This window comes from Pimelobacter simplex (assembly GCF_024662235.1).
Taxonomy (GTDB): domain Bacteria; phylum Actinomycetota; class Actinomycetes; order Propionibacteriales; family Nocardioidaceae; genus Nocardioides.
Map to the genome: position 1 here is coordinate 3,675,577 of NZ_CP096276.1, position 17,835 is coordinate 3,693,411.

Sequence of the window (17,835 nt, forward strand, 5' to 3'; positions counted from 1 at the left end):
TCAGAGCTTGATCTCGATGTCGACACCGGCCGGCAGGTCGAGACGCATGAGGCTGTCGACGGTCTTCGGCGTGGGGTCGATGATGTCGATGAGACGCTTGTGCGTACGCATCTCGAAGTGCTCGCGCGAGTCCTTGTACTTGTGCGGCGAGCGAATGACACAGAACACGTTCTTCTCCGTCGGCAGCGGCACCGGGCCAGCGACCTTCGCACCCGTACGGGTGACCGTGTCCACGATCTTGCGCGCCGAGGTGTCGATCACCTCGTGGTCATAGGCCTTGAGCCTGATGCGGATCTTCTGTCCCGCCATAGGTCTCTCTCGTCCTTACTCGTCGTACGACTCTGGGTCCTTCAGCTCCGACCCCCGAGGTCGGGCGTGTCGCACTTGGTAGTGGGCACACACCTCTCCCCTGGTGGGGAAGTGGAGCTGTTGTTCTTGGCTGCTTCGGGTCTCACCGCCGGTTCTCTCGGAAGAGATCCGGTGGCGTGCGGTGCGAGGGACGTTCGACGACCGAGCACGCTCGCCGCGGCGGATCGGGAAGAACCCGAACGCTCCGCGGGGGAGACACGATTCAGTAGTCAAGGTCTAGCGCGCACCCCGATAAACCATCGGAGCAACCGGAACATCTTGGCAGAGTTCCGGCGGGCGACCAAATTGCCAAGGCGACTGCTCACCGAGGGCGGGATGCAAGGATGGTGGCACCCCTCAGCCACCCCCGTTCGACCCGAGGAGAACGATGACCGACGGCGCGTCGCCGCAGTTCCCGCCGCCGGGCGCACCGCCCCCGCAGGAGCCGGCACGGGGAGCCTTCCTGCCGCCCGGCGCCCCCGCGCCGTACGACGGCACTCCCCCGCCGCCCCCGGCCCCCGCCTGGGCGTCCTACGGGCCCGGCCAGGGTCCGGGCCAGGGTCCGCGGCCGGGCCTGATGCTGGGCGCCGCGCACAAGCCGGGCGCGTTGCCGCTGCGCCCCCTCACCCTCGGCAACATGTACGACGGCGCCTTCCGGATCATCCGGTTCAACCCCAAGGCCACCGTGGGCGCGGCCGTCATGGTGACCGCCGTGGCGATGCTCGTCCCGGTGCTGGTCACCACCGTGCTCACCTTCACTGCCGGCCTCGCGGTCGACAGCTCGGGCGAGCTCGCCAGCGACGCCTCGCTCGCCGACGCCCTCGGCGTGCTGGCCGCCTACGGCTCCCTGCTCGCCTCGATGCTGCTGGCCCAGGTCGGCGTGGTCTTCGTGACCGGGATGATCGCCCACGTGACCCGCGCGGCCGCGGTCGGGCGCCGGCTGAGCCTCGGCGAGGCCTGGGCGGCGACCCACGGCAAGCGCTGGCGGCTGCTCGGGCTGACCCTGCTCCTCAACGTCGGGCTGCTGGCGCTCATCGTGACCTACGCCGTGCTGTGGTTCGTGGTGGTCGTGGTGACCCAGGACCCGGTGCCGATCATCCTGTGGGGCCTGGTCACGGTCCCGGCCTTCCTCGCGCTGTGCGCGTGGCTGTGGATCCGCCTCTACTACCTGCCGGTGCCCGCGCTCATGCTCGAGCCGGTCGGCGTCTTCGGCGCGCTGGGCCGCGGCTGGCGGCTGACCTCGCGCCAGTACTGGCGCACCTTCGGCATCGCGGCGCTCACCGTGCTCATCGCCGGCTTCGCCGGGGGCATCCTGTCCACGCCGGTGAGCCTGATCGGCAACCTGGGCGCACTGGCCGTGCCGGAGTACACCCCGCTCATCCTGGTGCTCAGCCAAGCCGTCGCCCTGCTCGTCCAGAACGCCTTCGTCGCACCCTTCCAGGCCACCGTCGCCTCGGTGCAGTACGTCGACCTGCGGATGCGCAAGGAAGCGTTCGACGTCGAGCTCATGCGTGAGGCGGGGATCGTTCCCGCATGACCTGGCCGGCCCTCGCGCTGACCCTGGCCGGGTCGCGCCTCGACCCACCGCTCGACCCGAGCGGCGACGAGGCGCGCGGTGCGCTGCGCCGCGAGCTGGCTCGCCCGGAGTACCACGACACCGACCTGCTCGAGCGGCTCGACCGCTGGCTCGGACGGCTCATCGACAACACCGTCGGCGCGGCCTCCGGCTCCTCGCCGGTGATGGCCGTCATCGCGACCCTGGTCGTCCTGGCCCTGGCCGGCGCCGTGCTGTTCCTGGTCAGCCGGGCCCGGGCCACCGCCCGCGGCACCGCCGCGGCCCGGCCCGCGCTGGGCGGCGAGGTGATCAGCGCCGACGAGCTGCGCGCCCGCGCCGAGGCGGCGCTCGCCGCCGGGGACCCCTCGGCCGCGCTCGTCGACGCCTTCCGCGCGGTCGCCGTGCGCCAGGTCGAGCGGGGCCGGATCGAGGACCTCCCCCAGGCCACGGCGCACGAGCTGGCCGGCGCGCTCGGCACGGTCTTCCCCGAGCGGCGCGGTGCGGTCCTGCGCGGCGCGGACCTCTTCGACGAGGTGCTCTACGGCGAGCGGCCGGCCAGCGCCGACCAGGCCCGCGACCTGCTCGCGCTCGACGAGGCCCTCGGCGGACGGGCGGTACGCCGGTGAGCGCGCCCGTCCTCGACTCCCCCGCCGCCGCGAGCACCCCGGCCGGCGGTGCCCGGCGCCGCCGACCGCCCGCCTGGGTGGTGCTCACCGTCGCGGTCGTGCTCGCGCTGGTCGTGGGCGCCTGGGTCTCACGCGACGGCGAGAAGTACGCCGGCCTGGCCGACCCCCGCAACCCCAAGCCCGACGGCGCGCAGGCGCTGGCCCGGGTGCTCGCCGACCAGGGCGTCGAGGTGACCATCGCCCGCTCCGCCGCGGAGCTCGACGACGTCGACGTACGCCGCGAGGCCACCGTCGTGGTCACCCGGCCCGACCAGCTCACGCGCAGCACCCTGGAGCGACTGCGCCGCCACGTGGGCCCGGCGCGCGTGGTGCTCGTCGAGCCGTCGTACGGGCTGGTGCAGCAGATCGACCCGGACCTGAGCACGCTCCCCGTCTCGCCGAGCACCGGGCACGCCGTCGAGGCCGACTGCGCGCCGCTCGCCGGCGTCGACCTCGACGGGCTGCGGCTCGAGGTGGACGACGCGACGGCCTACAACGGGACCGGCTGCTTCACCCGCGAGCTCGGCCCCATCCTGCGCACGGTGCGCGACGCCGACGGCGAGCTGGTGCTCTTCGGCGCCGCCCAGGCGCTGACCAACGACCAGGTCACCCGCGCCGACAACGCCGCGATCGCGCTGCGTCTGCTCGGCCAGGACGAGCAGCTCGTCTGGTACGTGCCCGACCCCGCCGACGCCGCTCCGGGCGACGCGGTGAGCCTCGGCTCGCTGCTGCCCGACTGGCTGGTGCCGGGGCTGTGGATGGTCCTCCTGGCCGGGATCGGCCTGATCTGCTGGCGCTTCCGCCGGCTCGGGCCGCTGACGACCGAGCCGCTGCCGGTCGTCGTCCGGGCCGTCGAGACCACGCGCAGCCGCGGCCGGATGTACCGGCGCAGCGGCGACCGGGCCCACGCCGCGCACGCCCTGCGCCGCGCCGCGCGCACCGACCTGGCCGGCCTGCTGGGGCTCGACCGCCGGGCCGCGCCCGCTGCCGTCGTCGAGGCCGCGGCCCGCCACCTCGGCACCCCCGTCGAGAGCGTCGCCGCGCTGCTCGACGACCACCGACCACCCCCGGCGAACGACCAGGAGCTGGTCCGGCTCGCCCAGGACCTGGCCCTACTGAGGAGAGAGGTACGACGCGCATGACCCAGACCGCCTACCCCGAGACCGTGGACCCGCGGGTGCGCGAGCGGCTGCTCGCCGTCCGCGACGAGGTCGCCAAGGCCGTCGTCGGCCAAGAGGCGGCCGTCTCCGGCCTGCTCGTCGCCCTGCTCTGCGGCGGTCACGTGCTCATGGAGGGCGTGCCCGGCACCGCCAAGACGCTCCTCGTGCGCACCCTGGCCGCGAGCCTCGACGTGCAGACCCGGCGGGTGCAGTTCACCCCCGACCTGATGCCCGGCGACATCACCGGCTCGCTCGTCATCGACTCCACCGGGCGCAGCGGCGAGCTGAGCTTCCGCGAGGGGCCGATCTTCACCAACCTGCTGCTCGCCGACGAGATCAACCGGACCCCGCCCAAGACGCAGTCCGCGCTGCTCGAGGCGATGGAGGAGGGTCAGGTCTCCGCCGACGGCGTCACCCGCCCGCTGCCGCGCCCGTTCCTGGTCGCCGCGACCCAGAACCCCGTCGAGTTCGAGGGCACCTACCCGCTGCCCGAGGCCCAGCTCGACCGCTTCCTGCTCAAGGTGGTGCTGCCCGTCCCGCCGCGCGAGGACGAGGTCACGATCCTGACCCGCCACGCCGGCGGCTTCGACCCGCGCGACGTCGCGGGCGCCGGGGTCACCGCCGTGGCCAGCGGCGCCGACATCGAGGCCGGCCAGGCCGCGGTCAAGGGTGTCCAGGTCTCCCCCGAGGTCGCCGGCTACATCGTCGACATCGCCCGCGCCACCCGGCAGTCGCCGTCCCTCTCCCTCGGCGTCAGCCCGCGCGGCGCGACCGCCCTGCTCCGCGCCGCCCGCGCCTGGGCCTGGCTCTCCGGACGCGGCTTCGTCACCCCCGACGACGTCAAGGCCCTCACCCAGGCCACCCTCGCGCACCGCCTCGGCGTCCGCCCCGAGGCCGAGCTCGAGGGCGTCGACGTCGCCCAGGTGCTCGCCTCGGCCGTCGCCTCCGTGCCCGTCCCCCGCTGAGGCAGCCCGACCCATGACGATCTCCGGCCGGGTACCGCTGCTGCTCCTGCTCGGGGTGGCGGCGGTCGTGCTGCGCCCCTCGGGCGGCACGGTTCTGCTCTGGCTGCTCGGCGTGCTCCTCCTGGCCGGGCTCGACCTGCTGCTCACCCCGGGCCCCACGTCGATCGGGCTGACCCGGCGCCCGCCGGGCACGGTCCGCCTCGGCGACCCGGCCACGTCGGTCCTCGTCGTGGCCAACACCGGCGCGCGCCGCGTGCACCTCCAGGTCCGCGACGCCTGGCAGCCCTCGGCCGGCGCCGGCACCAACCGCTTCCGGCTGCACCTCCCGGCCGGCGACCAGCGCCGGCTGACCACGCCCCTGCTCCCCCGCCGCCGCGGCGACCTGCGCGCCGCCGGGGTCACCGTCCGCTCCTGGGGACCGCTCGGGCTCACCGCCCGCCAGCGCACGTTCGACGTACCGGGGGCGGTGCGGGCGCTGCCTCCCTTCGACTCCCGCAAGCACCTGCCCTCGCGGCTCGCCCGGCTGCGCGAGCTCGACGGGCGCGCCGCCGTACGGGTGCGGGGACAGGGCACCGAGTTCGACTCGCTGCGCGAGTACGTCCGCGGCGACGACGTCCGCTCCATCGACTGGCGCGCCTCGGCCCGCAGCCCCCACGTCGTCGTCCGCACCTGGCAGCCCGAGCGCGACCGCCGCGTCGTCCTCGTCCTCGACACCTCGCGCACCTCCGCCGGCCGGGTCGCCCGGGTCGCGGGCGAGGCCGAGACCGACGGCATGCCCCGCCTCGACGCCGCCATGGACGCCGCCCTCCTCCTCGGCGCCCTCGCCTCGCGGGCCGGGGACCGCATCGACTTCGCCGCCGGCGACCGCCGGGTCCGCGCCCGCCAGCGCCTCCACGGCGTCCGCGACGTCGCCGCCCGCCTCCAGGAGCAGATGGCCGACCTCGACCCCACCCTCGTCGAGGCCGACTGGGACCTGCTCGCCGGCGCGGTCCAGGGCTTCGGGCGCCAGCGCGCGCTCGTCGTCCTGCTGACGGCGCTCGAGCCCTCGGCCATCGCCGACGGCCTGCTCCCCGTCCTCCCGGCCCTGACCCGGCACCACCGCGTCGTCGTCGCCTCGGTCCGCGACCCCGAGCTCACCCGCCTCGCCGAGGCCGCCGACGACCCCGCGCTCGCCCCCACCGCCGACACCGTCTACGACGCCGCCGCGGCCGCCCAGGAGCTGCACCGCCGCGACCGGATGCGCGCGGTGCTCCAGCGCCTCGGCGTCGACGTCGTGGACGCCGACGCGGAGAGCCTGCCGCCGGCCCTGGCCGACCACTACCTCGCGCTCAAGGCCCAGGGCCTGCTCTGAGCCTTCGCGAAGTGCGCCGGTTGCTGGTCCGAGGTGCGGATGTTGCACCAGCAACCGGCGCACTTCGGACCAGCAACCCCCGCACTTCGCGGAGGGGTCAGGCCTGGGCGGCGACCCGGTCCTCGAGCAGCGCCGCCGAGACGTCGCCGGTCTCGCCGCGCGAGGCGGCCGCCCGCCCGACCACGAACACGTAGGCCAGGAAGACCACCTCGGCCAGCACCCCGATCGCGATCCGCGCCCACGTCGGCAGCGGCGAGGGCGTCACGAAGGCCTCGATCACGCCGCTGATCGCGAGCACCACGGCCAGGCCGAGCGCCACGGTGACGGCGGTACGGCCGGCGCGCGCGAGCGATCCGGCCCGGGAGAGCGAGCCGGGCTCGATCCACGACCAGAACAGGCGCAGGCCGACCCCGCCGGCGACGAAGACGCAGGTGAGCTCGAGCAGGCCGTGCGGGAGGATCAGGCCCCAGAACAGGTCGCCGCGGTCGTGGCGGACCATGATCGAGCCGACGATCGCGAGGTTGGCGACGTTCTGGAAGAGCAGCCACAGGACCGGGAGGCCGAGGATGCCCAGGGCGATGCACAGCGCACTCACCCAGGCGTTGTTGAGCCAGACGTGGGCGGCGAAGGCGCCGGCGGCGTTCTCGCTGTAGTAGCTCTCGAAGTCGTTGTTGACGAGCTGGTCGACCTGCTCGGGCGAGAGCAGGTTCTGCTCGACCGCGGGGTGCTGGGCGAGCCAGATCATCACGATCCCGGTGACGAGGACGTTGCCCGCCAGGCAGCCGAGCCACCACCAGCGCAGGCGGTAGAGCGCGGCGGGGAACTGCTCGGTGAAGAACCTGCCGACCCCGCGCCAGCTCGGGACGCGGGCGGCGAGCATCGCGATGCGGGCCCGGCCCAGGAGCGAGGAGAGGTGGGCGACGAGCTCACCGTCCGGCGCCGAGGTCCGTACGACGGACAGGTGCGTCGCGACCTGCTGGTAGCGGTCGACCAGCTCGTCCGCCTCGGCCCCCGTCCGGCGCCGGAGCCGCACGAGCTCCTCGAGCCGCACCCACGAGCGCGCATGGGCAGCGACGTAGGCGTCGAGATCGATCCGCGGCACGCGCACAGCGTACGGGGCGCCCGGCGGTGTGGCAGGCTGCCACCGATGCCCGCCGCCGACTTCGCCACCGTCACCGCCGACGACCTCGTCACCGGCGAGGGAGTCGCGCTCGACCTCCCGGCGGCGTCGCTGGGCCTGCGGATGGCGAGCGGGCTGATCGACGTGGTGGTCACGCTGGTGGCGTTCGTGGCGGCGTACCTGCTGCTGGTGATCGCCGCGGCGCTGACCCGGGACGAGGCGGCCATCGGCTTCGCGGTGGTGCTGACGTCGGTGCTGGTGTTCCTGGCGCTGCCGACGGCGCTCGAGACGTTCACCCGCGGCCGCACGATCGGCAAGCTCGCCCTGGGCCTGCGCACGGTGCGCGACGACGGCGGGCCGATCAGCTTCCAGCACGCGCTGGTGCGCTCGCTCATCGGGTTCGTCGAGATCTACGCGTTCTCGGGGGTGCCCGCCTTCTTCTCGATCATGCTGAGCACGCGCGGCAAGCGGCTGGGCGACTACGCCGCCGGCACCTACGTCGTGCGCGAGCGGGTGCCGCTGCGGCTGCCCCCGCCGCCGCCGATGCCGCCCCAGCTCGCCGCGTGGGCCCGTCGTACCGACCTCGGGACGCTGCCGACCGGCACCGCCCTGGCGGTCCGGCAGTACCTCGGCCGGTTGGGCACGCTCGACCCGGCCTCGCGGGACCGGATCGGCCGGCTGCTGCTGACCGACGTGCTCCCCCACGTCGCACCCGCCCCGCCGCCCGGCGTACCGCCCGAGATGGTGCTGGGGGCGATCATCGCCGAGCGCCGCGAGCGGGACCTGGCCCGGCTGCGCCGCGACGACGAGCTGCGGGCCCGGCTGCTCACCGAGGGGTGAACGCGGAGCGGCTGGGTAGATTCGGCGGCATGACCCACGCCACCGCCACCCGGCGTACGCCCGAGGACCCGAGCACGCCCCTCACGGCCGCCGAGCTGAGCCGGGCCTCCGAGGCGATCGAGAGGGTCTCCGAGACGTTCTCCAGCCGGGTCGTGGGCCAGCGCCGGGTCCGTACGGCGCTCCTGGTCACGCTGCTCTCCGAGGGCCACATCCTGCTCGAGAGCGTCCCCGGCCTGGCCAAGACGCTCGCCGCGTCGACGCTGGCCCACGCGGTCAGCGCGCGGTTCACCCGGATCCAGTGCACGCCGGACCTGCTGCCCGCCGACATCATCGGCACCCAGGTCTACGACCCGCGCAGCCACGAGTTCGAGACCCAGCTCGGCCCGGTGCACGCCAACGTCGTCCTGCTCGACGAGATCAACCGGGCCAGCGCCAAGACGCAGTCGGCGCTGCTCGAGGCGATGCAGGAGCGGCAGACGTCGATCGCCGGCACGGTGCACCGCCTGCCCGACCCGTTCATGGTGCTGGCCACCCAGAACCCCATCGAGGAAGAGGGCACCTACGTCCTCCCCCGTGCCCAGATGGACCGCTTCCTGCTCAAGGAGGTCGTCGACTACCCCACCGAGGACGACGAGCTGATGGTCCTCGAGCGCATCGACGACGGCACGCTCGGCCAGCACATGACCGAGGTCGAGCCGGTCATCACCACCACCGAGGTGGCCGAGCTCCAAGAGCTCGTCCGCCGCGTGTACGTCGACCCGGCGATCCGCCGCTACGTCGTCTCCCTCGTCCGCGCGACCCGCGACGTCACCGGTGTCCTGGGCCCCGAGCTCGGCGAGTACGTCGAGATCGGCTCCAGCCCGCGCGGCTCGATCGCCTTCTTCCAGGCCGCGCGCGCGATGGCCGTCGTCCAGGGACGGCACTACGTCATCCCCGAGGACATCCGCGAGCTGCGCCACAGCGTCCTGCGCCACCGGATCCACCTCAGCTTCGAGGCGCTCGCCGACCGGGTCCAGCCGGAGACCGTCATCGACGCGGTGTTCCGGGCGGTCCCCACCCCGTGAGTCCCGCATGACGGCCCACCTCACCCGCATCCGCAGCCGGCTCGCGATCCACGCGCACCGCAAGGTCCGCGGCCTGCTCGAGGGCGAGTACGCCGCGATCCACGCCGGGCGCGGCATCGACTTCAACGACCTGCGCGAGTACGTCCGCGGCGACGACGTCAAGGACATCGACTGGAAGGCGTCAGCCCGCAGCCGCCAGCTCCTGGTCAAGCGCTACGTCGCCGAGCGCAAGCACACGGTGCTGCTGTGCATCTCGACCGGGCGCAGCATGGCCGCGCTCAACGACGCCGCCGTCGCCAAGCGCGAGCTCGCCGTCCTCGTGGCCGGCGTGATGGGTCACCTCGCCGTCCAGCACGGCGACCTGGTCGGCCTCGTGCACGGCAACGCCGCGTCCTGCCGTGCCGAGCGGCCCGGCGGCGGCGACCTGCACCTGGAGCGGCTGCTCGGCGCGGCGTACGACGCGATCCGGCCCGACGGCCCGCCCGGTGACCTGGCCACGCTGCTGCGCCACGTCGTGCGGACGGTGCGCCGGCGCACCATCCTCGTGGTCGTCACCGACGAGACCGCGCTCGCCGAGGACGCCATCGCCCTGCTGCGGCGGCTGAGCGTCCAGCACGAGGTGCTCTTCGTGACCCTGGGCGACCTCGACCCGACCCTGCCCGCCGTCGCCGGCCGGCGCCTGGTCGACATCGACGCCGGCGCCGAGGTGCCCGGCTGGCTGCGCCGCGACGAGCGCCTGCGCCGCGAGTACGCCGCCCTGGTCGACGACGAGGCGCAGCGGCTGCGCCGCCGGCTCGACCAGCTCGGCATCGCCCAGGAGCTCGTCCGCGACCACGACGACGCGATCACCGCCGTGTTCCGGCTGCTGGAGAGGCACCGTCATGCCCGGCGACGCTAGCCTCGCCGGAGCCGAGCGCGTCTTCGACGCCGTGCTGGGGGCAGCAAGCTGCCAGGGCGCGTCTCCCGCCGCGCTGCCGGCTGATCTCCCCGACGAGTTCACCGGCCCGGTCGCCTACGACGGCCGCTGGCTCTGGATCGCGGTCGCGCTCGCCGCGGCCGTCGTCCTCTACTACCTGCTCGCCTGGTGGTTCACCCGGCGGCCGCGGGTGCCGCGCCTGGAGCGCCTCGACGTCGACGTGCTCGACGTACGCCGGGCCCACCTCGACCTGATCGACCGGATCGACGCCCAGGTGCGCGCCGGTGACCTGGCGCCGCGGGCCGGCCACCAGCAGCTCAGCGAGGTGGTCCGCTCCTACGTCGCCGCGGTGACGGTGCTGCCGGCGCGGACCATGGCGCTGGCCGACTTCCGGGCCCGTGCCCCGCGCGAGCTGGTCGCGGTCATCGAGCTCGTCTACCCGCCCGAGTTCGCGCCCGACGACGCCCTCGCGCGTGACCTGTTCGACACCGCCGTGGACCAGGCCCGGGGGCTCGTCGCCGACTGGAGCGCGGCCTGATGTGGACCCGCGAGGACACCGGCTTCCACTGGCCCTGGCTGGTGGCGGTCCTCGGCGTGCTCGTGCTGGCGCTGCTCGTCGGGTGGCTGCTGCGCTGGCGGGCCCACCGGCCCGCGTCCGGCAGCGCGTCGTACGTCGCGCACGCGGGGCGGTTGCGCGCCCTCCCCCGCTACCGCGCGCTGGTCCGGCGCCAGGTGGTGCTCGGCACCTGCCTCACGCTGGCCGCGCTGGTGGCGTGCACCGGCGCGATCGTCGTCGCCGGCCGGGTCCAGGAGCGCCAGACCCTCGCGCAGTCCGACCGGACCCGCGACATCGTCCTGTGCCTCGACGCGTCGGGATCGATGGCCGAGGTCGACCGCCAGGTGCTGCGCGAGTTCCGCACGATCGTCGACGGCCTGCGCGGCGAACGGGTCGGGCTGACCATCTGGAGCGGTGCGGCCATCACGATCTTCCCGCTCACCGACGACTACCAATATGTCGTCGACCAGCTCTACGAGGCCGAGAAGGCGTTCCGCGACGGCACCGTGATCAGCGACGACTACGCCGTCTTCACCGCCGGCACGGTCGTCGACTGGGACGTGCAGTCCCAGCTCGGCGACGGCCTCGCCTCGTGCGTGCAGCGCTTCGACCGCCGCGACGAGGACCGCACCCGCGCGATCGTGCTCGCCTCCGACAACGAGCCGGTCGGGACCGGCATCTACAACGTCACCGAGGCCGCGCAGTACGCCGCCGACGAGAAGGTCGTCGTGCACGGCATCGCCGCGCCGCGCACCGCCGACCGGCCCGCCGCCGTACGGGAGTTCCGCACCGCGATGACCAGCACCGGCGGCACGTTCTCGCTGCTCGGCGACGACAACAGCGCGGGCTCGGTGGTGCGCGCCATCGACAGCCTGGAGGCGACGCCGATCGAGCGTCCGCCGATCGTCCAGATCTTCGACCGGCCGCGCCTCGGTACGGCGCTCGCCGGGATCGGCCTGCTCGGCCTGGCGCTCGTCTGGGCGGCCCAGGGCGCGCTCGCCCTGTGCGACCGACGCGGAGGTGCCCGGTGAACCCGACCACCGCCACCGCCCTCGTCGTGCTGCGCCGGGTCGCGATCGTGCTCGCCTTCGTCGCCGTGCTGCTGCGGCCCGGCGTCGGCCAGACCTCGGTGAGCGAGCAGCTCTCCGACCTCGACGTGCTCGTCGTCGTCGACCGCACCCGGTCGATGGCAGCTCTCGACCACGACGGCCGCAACCCGCGGATCAGGGGCGTCCAGGCCGACCTCACCGCACTCGCCAAGGCGCTGCCCGGCGCCCGGTTCGGGCTGCTCACCTTCGGCGCCGAGACCCGGCTGGTGATGCCGTTCAGCTCCGACACCACCGCCTTCGACGCCGCCGTCGAGACCATCTACCTCGAGGGCCCCAAGGACGGCGCGGGCTCGGCCGCCGACCGCCCCGTGCCCGAGCTGACCGCCGTCCTCAAGCGCGCCCAGGAGCAGCGCCCCGAGCGCCGCCGGATCGTCGTCTACGCCGGCGACGGCGAGAACACCACCGGCGCCGACGACAGCGAGCGGCAGTCGTTCGAGGACGTGCGCGACCTCGTCGCCGGCGGCGCGGTGCTCGGCTACGGCACCTCCGACGGCGGCCCGATGCCCGAGTCCGACGGCCTCGACGGCGCGGCGGGCTACGTGCGCGATCCCGAGACCGCCGAGACCGCGATCTCCCATGCCGACCTCGGCAACCTCAGGGAGATCGCCGACCAGCTCGGAGTCCGCTTCCAGCACCGCACCGGGCCCGGTGACCTGGCGCCGCTCGTGAAGTCGTTCGCGGCGTCGTACTCCGACGGGCAGGGCGGCCACGACCGCCCCGCGAAGCACGACCTGACCTGGCTCGCCGCGCTGGTGCTGCTCGGCCTGGTCCTCCTCGAGCTCCGCGCCGGCTGGCACGCCGTGTGGACCTCGCGCCACGCGCTGCGCCCGGCCCGTGCCCCGCGCGAAGGAGGCCGACGATGAGCGCCGGACGCCCGCCGTACCCCCGGGCCCGGCTGCGCCGGGTGCTGCTGCTCGCCGGGCTGCTGCCCGCCCTCCTCGTCGCGGCGTACGCCGTCAAGGTGGGCCTGATGCTCCACGACAACGCCGCCGGCCGCGACGCCTTCGTGCGCGGCGACACCGACGGCGCGGCCGCGGAGTTCGCGGGGACCCGCTCGCTCAACCTGTTCGAGCCCTGGATCGCGCCCTTCGACGAGGGCGCCTCGTGGCACGCCGAGGGCAACTACCCCTCGGCCGTGGCGGCGTACCTGGCGGCGCTGGAGCACGTGCCGAGGCGCGAGGAGTGCACCGTCCGGATCAACCTGGCGCTGGCCTACGAGGCGATCGGCGACGAGGCCCAGCAGGCAGGCGCGACCTCGCGCGCGGCCGAGGCCTGGCAGGCCGGGATCGACACCCTGGCCGAGGGCAAGTGCCCCACCGACGCGGGCGGCGGCGAGGAGCAGCAGTCCGACGCCGGTGCCGTCGACGAGCGGCTGCGGGGCAAGCTGAAGCAGAGCCAGCAGCAGCCCCAGCCCGAGCAGCAGCCCCAGCAGCCCGACGACAAGCCCAAGGACCAGCCCGACCCCAAGCGGGACCGGCTCGAGGACAACAACCAGCGCGGGCTCGGCCAGCGCCACGAGGACCAGGACCTCTACCAGGACGAGGACGCCACCAAGCCCGACACGTGGTGAGGTCCCGGTCCGGGTCCGGGTCCGCCGAGCGGGTTCCCGGCTACCGCGCGCGCCGGCGGCGTCGGCGCCGGCGTAGCGCGGCCAGGCCGAGCACGACGGCGAGCGCCGCCGCGATCTGCTTGCCGTAGCTCTTGAGCAGCACCGGCAGCACCGCCGACCCGAGGTCGAGGGCGTCGTCCCCGCCCGCGGCCACGGGTGCGGGTGCCGGCGCGGGTGCCGGGCGCGGTGGCGGCGCTGCGGCCGGCTCCGCCGCCGTGTCCGCTCCGGGTGCCGGGGCCAGGGCCGGCTCCGGCTCAGCGGCGGGTGCCGCCTCGGCCGCGAGCCGCTGCTCCAGGCACGAGACGAACTGCCCGAGCAGCTTGTCCGAGACGTCCTGCATGACGCCCCGGCCGAACTGCGCCGGCTTGCCGGTGATGGCCAGGTCGGTGACGACGTCGACCTGGGTGGCGCCGTCGCCGGCCTCGGCCATGGTCACGGTGACCTTGGCCCCCGCGGTCCCGTTGCCGCGCTTGTCGCGCCCCTTGGCGTCGACGACGAAGCGGCGTCCGGCCTCGTCGCGCTCGACGAACTTGCCCGAGCCGGCGTACACGAGGGCGATCGGGCCGAGCTTGACCTTGCAGGTCCCCTCGAAGGTCGGTGCGCCGTCGTCGTCCGTGCCGACCGCGGTGACCTGGGCGCCCGGGAAGCACTCGGCGAGGGCGCCGATGTCCTGGAAGTGCTCCCAGGTGGCGGCGACCGAGGTCGGGACCGTGAAGGAGTGGGAGAGGTCCATCGGTCGCCGTCAGCTCCTTCCGGCGGCGGCGAGCACGGCTCGCCGGGTCAGGACGGTGGCGAGGTGGCGGCGGTAGTCGGCGTCGCCGTTGAGGTCGCTGGGCGGGTTGGTCCCGTCGGCGGCGAGCGCGGCGGCGGCCGCGACGCCCTCCTCGGTGGCCGGCTGGCCGGCGAGGACCTGCTCGGCGGCGCTCGCACGGACCGGCGTCGAGCCCATGTTGGTCAGCCCGATCCGCGCCTCGGCGATGGTGTCGCCGTCCATCCGGACCGTCGCGGCGACCGCCACGATCGGCCACTGGTGGGCGATCCGCACGAACTTCTCGTACGACGCACCCCAGCCGTCGTGCTTCGGCACGCGCACCTCGACCAGCAGCTCGTCGTCGGAGATCGCGGTCTCGAAGAGGTCGACGAAGAACTCCGAGCCGGGGATCTCCCGCGTGCCACCGGGCCCCTGGACGACGAACGTCGAGCCCAGCGCCAGCGCCGGCGCACCGAGGTCGCCGGCCGGGTCGGCGTGGGCGAGCGCGCCGCCGAACGTCCCGCGGTGGCGGACCTGGGCGTCGGCGAGGTGCGTGATCGCCTTGCTGATGAGCAGGGCGTGCTCGTGCACGAGCGGGCTGTGGCCGACGTCGTGGTGGGTGGTCATCGCGCCGATGGCGAGGTGGTCGCCGCCGTCGCGGACGCCGCGCAGGCTCTCGATCCGGCCCAGGTCGATCACCCACTCGGGGGCGTTGAGCCGCATCCGGAGCACCGGCAGCAGGCTCTGGCCGCCGGCGATGACCTTGGCGTCGTCGCCGTGCTCGGCGAGCGCCGCCAGCGCCTCCTCGACCGAGGTCGGGGCGACGTACTCGAACGCTGCGGGGATCATGCCTGCGCTCCCTTCTGAATCGCGTTCCACACGCGTTGTGGCGTGCACGGCATCGTGATGTCGGAGACCCCGAGGTGGCGGACCGCGTCGACGACCGCGTTGACCACGGCCGGCGTCGAGGCGATGGTGCCGGCCTCGCCGACGCCCTTGGTGCCGAGCGAGTTGGTGGTCGCCGGCGAGGTGGTGTGGTCGATCTCGAAGGTGATCGTGTCGGCCGCCGTGGGCAGCAGGTAGTCGACGAACGAGCCCGTCACGAGGGTGCCGTTGTCGTCGTACACGGCCTCCTCCCAGAGCGCCTGCGCGATGCCCTGGACGAGTCCGCCGTGCACCTGGCCGGACACGATCAGCGGGTTGATGACGACCCCGATGTCGTCGCAGCAGACGTACTTGCGGAGCCGGACCTGGCCCGTCTCGGTGTCCACCTCGACGGCGCACAGGTGCGTGCCGTGGGGGTAGTTGAAGTTGACGGGGTCGTACGTCGCCTCGGAGTCGAGCGAGGGCTCCATGCCGTCGGGCAGGTTGTGCGCGGCGAAGACGGCGGTCGCGATCTCGGTGATCGCCATCCCCTGGTCGGTCCCCTTGACGGTGAACCGGCCGCCGCTGAACTCGAGGTCGTCGGCGGATGCCTCGAGCAGGTGGGCCGCGACGGGCTTCGCCTTCTCGATGACCTTGTCGAGGGCCCGCACCAGGGCCTCTCCGCCGACGACCAGACTGCGGGACCCGTAGGTGTCCAGGCCCTTGTGGGAGATCTGGGTGTCGCCGTGGAGCACCTCGATGTCCTCGAACGGTACGCCGAGCCGGTCGGCCGCGATCTGGCTGAACGCCGTCTCGTGGCCCTGCCCGTGCGCCGACGCCCCGGTGACGACCTCGACCTTGCCGGTCGCGAGCATCCGCACCTCGGCGTGCTCCCAGCCGCCCGCGCCGTAGTTGAGGCTGCCGAGCACCCGCGAGGGCGCGAGGCCGCACATCTCGGTGAAGGTCGAGACGCCGAGCCCGAGCTGGACCTTGTCTCCGCGGGCCCGGCGCTCGGCCTGCTCGGCGCGGAGGGCGTCGTACCCGAACATCTCCTTGGCGCGCGCGGTGGCGGCCTCGTAATTGCCGGAGTCGTACTCGAGGCCGGCCACCGTGGTGAACGGGAACTCCTCGTGCTTGATCCAGTTCATCTCGCGGACCTCGAGCGGGTCCTTGCCGAGCTCGGTGGCGAGCTCGTCCATGAGCCGCTCGATCGCGAACGTCGCCTCGGGCCGGCCGGCGCCGCGGTAGGCGTCGGTCCAGGTCTTGTTGGTCAGGATGTTGGTGGTCTGGAACTGGTAGGCGGGGAACTTGTAGATCGCGTTGAACATGAACGCGCCCAGCACCGGGACGCCGCCGCCGACGATGGCGACGTACGCGCCGAGGTCGGCGAGCAGGTCGACCTTGAGGCCGGTGACGTGACCGTCCTTGGTCGCGGCGAGCGTGAGCCGCTGCCACTGGTCGCGCCCGTGGTGGGCGGTGAGGAGCGACTCGCTGCGGGTCTCGGTGAACTTCACCGGCTTGCCGAGCCTGCGCGCCACGGCGAACGCGATCATCTCCTCGGGCGTCTGCTGGAGCTTGCCGCCGAAGCCGCCGCCGACGTCCGGCGCGATCACCCGGATCTTCGACTCCGGTACGCCGGTCGTGGCCGCCATCGCGAACCGCAGGATGTGGGGCACCTGGGTCGCCGACCACACCGTGATCTGCTCACCAGTCGGGTCGACGACGACGCTGCGCGGCTCCATGAACGCCGGGATCAGCCGCTGCTGACGGTACTCCCGCTCGATCACGATGCCGTTCTCGCGCGCCTCGGCGATCGCCTGCTCGACGTCACCGCCGGTGCCCGCCTCACCCGAGTCGAAGCGCCACACCGCGCTGACGTTGGTGCCGAGGTCGGGGTGCGCGATCGCGCCGCCGGTCTCGTGCGCCGTCGCGGCCTCCTTGAGGTCGAGCGCGGGCGGCAGCTCCTCGTAGTCGACCTCGACCAGCTCGGCCGCGTCGCGCGCCTCGGCAGCGCTGCGCGCCACCACGACCGCGACGGTCTCGCCTGCGAACGCGACCCGGTCGGTCGGCATCGGCAGGTGCGCCGGCGTCACCTGGTCCTCGACGACCGGCCACGCGTTGATGCACGCGCCCTGGCCCTCACCGAGGTCGGCACCGGTGAGGACGGCGACCACGTTGGTCGCGCCCTTGGCGGCCTCCGTGTTGATCCCGGTGATCCGCGCGTGCGGGAACGGGCTGCGCACCATCGCCAGGTGCAGCATGCCCGGCAACGTGATGTTGTCGGTCCACCGCGTCCGGCCGGTGATGAGGCGCTGGTCCTCCTTGCGGCGCCGGTCGCGTCCGATCTCGGCGCCGGCAGCGGGTTCCTGGGTCGCGGTCATGCCGGTGCCCCCTCGGTCGCGTCCGTCGTACCGGCGGCGTGCTGCACGGCCCGCACGATGTTGTGGTAGCCGGTGCACCGGCAGAGGTTGCCCTCGAGCCCGAGCCGGATCGCCTCCTCCGACGGGCTGGGGTTCTCGTTGAGGAGGTCGACGGTCTGCATGATCATCCCCGGCGTGCAGAACCCGCACTGCAGGCCGTGGCACTCCCGGAAGGCCTCCTGCACCCGGTGCAGCTGACCGTCCTCGCCGGCCAGCCCCTCGATCGTGGTGACCTCCGCGCCGTCCGCCTGGACCGCCAGCACGTTGCAGGACTTCACGCTCCTGCCGTTGAGGTGGACCGTGCACGCGCCGCAGTTGCTGGTGTCGCAACCGATGACGGTGCCGGTCTTGCCGAGCTTCTCGCGCAGGTACTGCACGAGCAGCATCCGCGGTTCGACGTCGTCGGCGACCTGCTGGCCGTCGACGTTGAGGCTGATCCGGGTCATGACTCTCCCAAGGGCCAAGGGACGTGACCTGGCTCACGCTAGGAGCGGGTGGTTGGTGGGTGGTTGGCAGGCGGCGGCCCGCCGGATCTGACAGGG

General features: G+C 73.8%; 18 protein-coding genes. 12 read left to right on the forward strand and 6 right to left on the reverse strand.

Annotation, left to right across the window (positions count from 1 at the left end):
- Complete coding sequence (rpsJ, locus tag M0M48_RS18125) at positions 1-309, reverse strand: 30S ribosomal protein S10 (protein ID WP_007078637.1); 309 nt, start codon at positions 307-309, stop codon at positions 1-3.
- Positions 310-736: 427 nt separating this feature from the next.
- On the opposite strand from rpsJ, the gene M0M48_RS18130 reads away from it, so the two are divergent.
- The 5 genes from M0M48_RS18130 to M0M48_RS18150 are packed head-to-tail and all read left to right on the forward strand — an operon-like array spanning position 737 to position 6,044.
- A complete protein-coding gene (locus M0M48_RS18130) occupies positions 737-1,885 on the forward strand; it encodes a hypothetical protein (RefSeq protein WP_215814564.1) in 1,149 nt (382 codons plus the stop codon).
- Positions 1,882-2,529 carry a DUF4129 domain-containing protein gene (locus tag M0M48_RS18135; RefSeq protein WP_257752185.1) on the forward strand — a complete coding sequence of 216 codons (648 nt, stop codon included), beginning with the start codon at positions 1,882-1,884 and terminating at the stop codon, positions 2,527-2,529. The genes M0M48_RS18130 and M0M48_RS18135 overlap by 4 nt, the downstream gene beginning before the upstream one ends.
- Entirely contained in the window at positions 2,526-3,710 is a 1,185-nt protein-coding gene (locus M0M48_RS18140) for a DUF4350 domain-containing protein (RefSeq protein ID WP_257752186.1), read from the forward strand. The genes M0M48_RS18135 and M0M48_RS18140 overlap by 4 nt, the downstream gene beginning before the upstream one ends.
- Entirely contained in the window at positions 3,707-4,693 is a 987-nt protein-coding gene (locus M0M48_RS18145; protein WP_215814561.1) for an AAA family ATPase, read from the forward strand. The genes M0M48_RS18140 and M0M48_RS18145 overlap by 4 nt, the downstream gene beginning before the upstream one ends.
- A 13-nt stretch (positions 4,694-4,706) precedes the next feature.
- Complete coding sequence (locus M0M48_RS18150; protein WP_257752187.1) at positions 4,707-6,044, forward strand: DUF58 domain-containing protein; 1,338 nt, start codon at positions 4,707-4,709, stop codon at positions 6,042-6,044.
- 97 nt (positions 6,045-6,141) lie between these two features.
- Here the strand turns inward: M0M48_RS18150 and M0M48_RS18155 are convergent, their stop codons facing one another.
- A complete protein-coding gene (locus M0M48_RS18155) occupies positions 6,142-7,146 on the reverse strand; it encodes a stage II sporulation protein M (protein WP_257752188.1) in 1,005 nt (334 codons plus the stop codon).
- Between the two features lie 45 nt (positions 7,147-7,191).
- On the opposite strand from M0M48_RS18155, the gene M0M48_RS18160 reads away from it, so the two are divergent.
- From M0M48_RS18160 to M0M48_RS18190, 7 genes are read left to right on the forward strand one after another with little or no spacing between them, the layout of a single operon-like run.
- Positions 7,192-8,004: an RDD family protein gene (locus M0M48_RS18160; RefSeq protein WP_215814559.1), complete on the forward strand. Its 813-nt coding sequence runs from the start codon at positions 7,192-7,194 to the stop codon at positions 8,002-8,004.
- 29 nt (positions 8,005-8,033) lie between these two features.
- Positions 8,034-9,068, forward strand: coding sequence for an AAA family ATPase (locus tag M0M48_RS18165; protein WP_257752189.1), 1,035 nt, complete (start codon positions 8,034-8,036; stop codon positions 9,066-9,068).
- Between the two features lie 7 nt (positions 9,069-9,075).
- Positions 9,076-9,966 carry a DUF58 domain-containing protein gene (locus M0M48_RS18170; RefSeq protein ID WP_257752190.1) on the forward strand — a complete coding sequence of 297 codons (891 nt, stop codon included), beginning with the start codon at positions 9,076-9,078 and terminating at the stop codon, positions 9,964-9,966.
- Positions 9,950-10,522 (forward strand): hypothetical protein, encoded by a 573-nt coding sequence (locus M0M48_RS18175; protein ID WP_257752191.1) that lies wholly within the window; start codon positions 9,950-9,952, stop codon positions 10,520-10,522. The genes M0M48_RS18170 and M0M48_RS18175 overlap by 17 nt, the downstream gene beginning before the upstream one ends.
- On the forward strand, positions 10,522-11,571 hold the full coding sequence (locus M0M48_RS18180) for a VWA domain-containing protein (protein ID WP_257752192.1): 1,050 nt from the start codon (positions 10,522-10,524) through the stop codon (positions 11,569-11,571). The genes M0M48_RS18175 and M0M48_RS18180 overlap by 1 nt, the downstream gene beginning before the upstream one ends.
- A complete protein-coding gene (locus tag M0M48_RS18185; RefSeq protein WP_257752193.1) occupies positions 11,568-12,512 on the forward strand; it encodes a vWA domain-containing protein in 945 nt (314 codons plus the stop codon). Before M0M48_RS18180 ends, M0M48_RS18185 begins: the two co-directional genes overlap by 4 nt.
- Complete coding sequence (locus tag M0M48_RS18190) at positions 12,509-13,219, forward strand: hypothetical protein (RefSeq protein ID WP_257752194.1); 711 nt, start codon at positions 12,509-12,511, stop codon at positions 13,217-13,219. Before M0M48_RS18185 ends, M0M48_RS18190 begins: the two co-directional genes overlap by 4 nt.
- 40 nt (positions 13,220-13,259) lie before the next feature.
- Here the strand turns inward: M0M48_RS18190 and M0M48_RS18195 are convergent, their stop codons facing one another.
- Genes M0M48_RS18195 through M0M48_RS18210 form a run of 4 tightly spaced genes read right to left on the reverse strand, consistent with a single transcriptional unit; the run spans position 13,260 to position 17,739 of the window.
- Entirely contained in the window at positions 13,260-13,991 is a 732-nt protein-coding gene (locus tag M0M48_RS18195) for an SRPBCC family protein (RefSeq protein WP_257752195.1), read from the reverse strand.
- A gap of 9 nt (positions 13,992-14,000) precedes the next feature.
- The gene (locus M0M48_RS18200; RefSeq protein WP_215814551.1) at positions 14,001-14,858 is read right to left on the reverse strand and encodes an FAD binding domain-containing protein; all 858 of its coding nucleotides are present in this window, start codon (positions 14,856-14,858) and stop codon (positions 14,001-14,003) included.
- Entirely contained in the window at positions 14,855-17,254 is a 2,400-nt protein-coding gene (locus M0M48_RS18205) for a xanthine dehydrogenase family protein molybdopterin-binding subunit (RefSeq protein ID WP_257752196.1), read from the reverse strand. The genes M0M48_RS18200 and M0M48_RS18205 overlap by 4 nt, the downstream gene beginning before the upstream one ends.
- Entirely contained in the window at positions 17,251-17,739 is a 489-nt protein-coding gene (locus M0M48_RS18210; protein ID WP_215814549.1) for a (2Fe-2S)-binding protein, read from the reverse strand. Before M0M48_RS18210 ends, M0M48_RS18205 begins: the two co-directional genes overlap by 4 nt.
- Between the last annotated feature and the right edge of the window lie 96 nt (positions 17,740-17,835).

Excerpts from the sequence above, each read along its gene's own strand:
- M0M48_RS18210 (WP_215814549.1), bottom strand. The coding sequence starts at position 17,739 with ATGACCCGGATCAGCCTCAACGTCGACGGCCAGCAGGTCGCCGACGAC.
- M0M48_RS18190 (WP_257752194.1), top strand. The coding sequence starts at position 12,509 with ATGAGCGCCGGACGCCCGCCGTACCCCCGGGCCCGGCTGCGCCGGGTG.
- M0M48_RS18195 (WP_257752195.1), bottom strand. The coding sequence starts at position 13,991 with ATGGACCTCTCCCACTCCTTCACGGTCCCGACCTCGGTCGCCGCCACC.
- M0M48_RS18205 (WP_257752196.1), bottom strand. The coding sequence starts at position 17,254 with ATGACCGCGACCCAGGAACCCGCTGCCGGCGCCGAGATCGGACGCGAC.
- M0M48_RS18145 (WP_215814561.1), top strand. The coding sequence starts at position 3,707 with ATGACCCAGACCGCCTACCCCGAGACCGTGGACCCGCGGGTGCGCGAG.
- M0M48_RS18200 (WP_215814551.1), bottom strand. The coding sequence starts at position 14,858 with ATGATCCCCGCAGCGTTCGAGTACGTCGCCCCGACCTCGGTCGAGGAG.
- M0M48_RS18170 (WP_257752190.1), top strand. The coding sequence starts at position 9,076 with ATGACGGCCCACCTCACCCGCATCCGCAGCCGGCTCGCGATCCACGCG.
- M0M48_RS18135 (WP_257752185.1), top strand. The coding sequence starts at position 1,882 with ATGACCTGGCCGGCCCTCGCGCTGACCCTGGCCGGGTCGCGCCTCGAC.
- M0M48_RS18150 (WP_257752187.1), top strand. The coding sequence starts at position 4,707 with ATGACGATCTCCGGCCGGGTACCGCTGCTGCTCCTGCTCGGGGTGGCG.
- M0M48_RS18160 (WP_215814559.1), top strand. The coding sequence starts at position 7,192 with ATGCCCGCCGCCGACTTCGCCACCGTCACCGCCGACGACCTCGTCACC.
- M0M48_RS18180 (WP_257752192.1), top strand. The coding sequence starts at position 10,522 with ATGTGGACCCGCGAGGACACCGGCTTCCACTGGCCCTGGCTGGTGGCG.
- rpsJ (WP_007078637.1), bottom strand. The coding sequence starts at position 309 with ATGGCGGGACAGAAGATCCGCATCAGGCTCAAGGCCTATGACCACGAG.
- M0M48_RS18175 (WP_257752191.1), top strand. The coding sequence starts at position 9,950 with ATGCCCGGCGACGCTAGCCTCGCCGGAGCCGAGCGCGTCTTCGACGCC.
- M0M48_RS18165 (WP_257752189.1), top strand. The coding sequence starts at position 8,034 with ATGACCCACGCCACCGCCACCCGGCGTACGCCCGAGGACCCGAGCACG.
- M0M48_RS18130 (WP_215814564.1), top strand. The coding sequence starts at position 737 with ATGACCGACGGCGCGTCGCCGCAGTTCCCGCCGCCGGGCGCACCGCCC.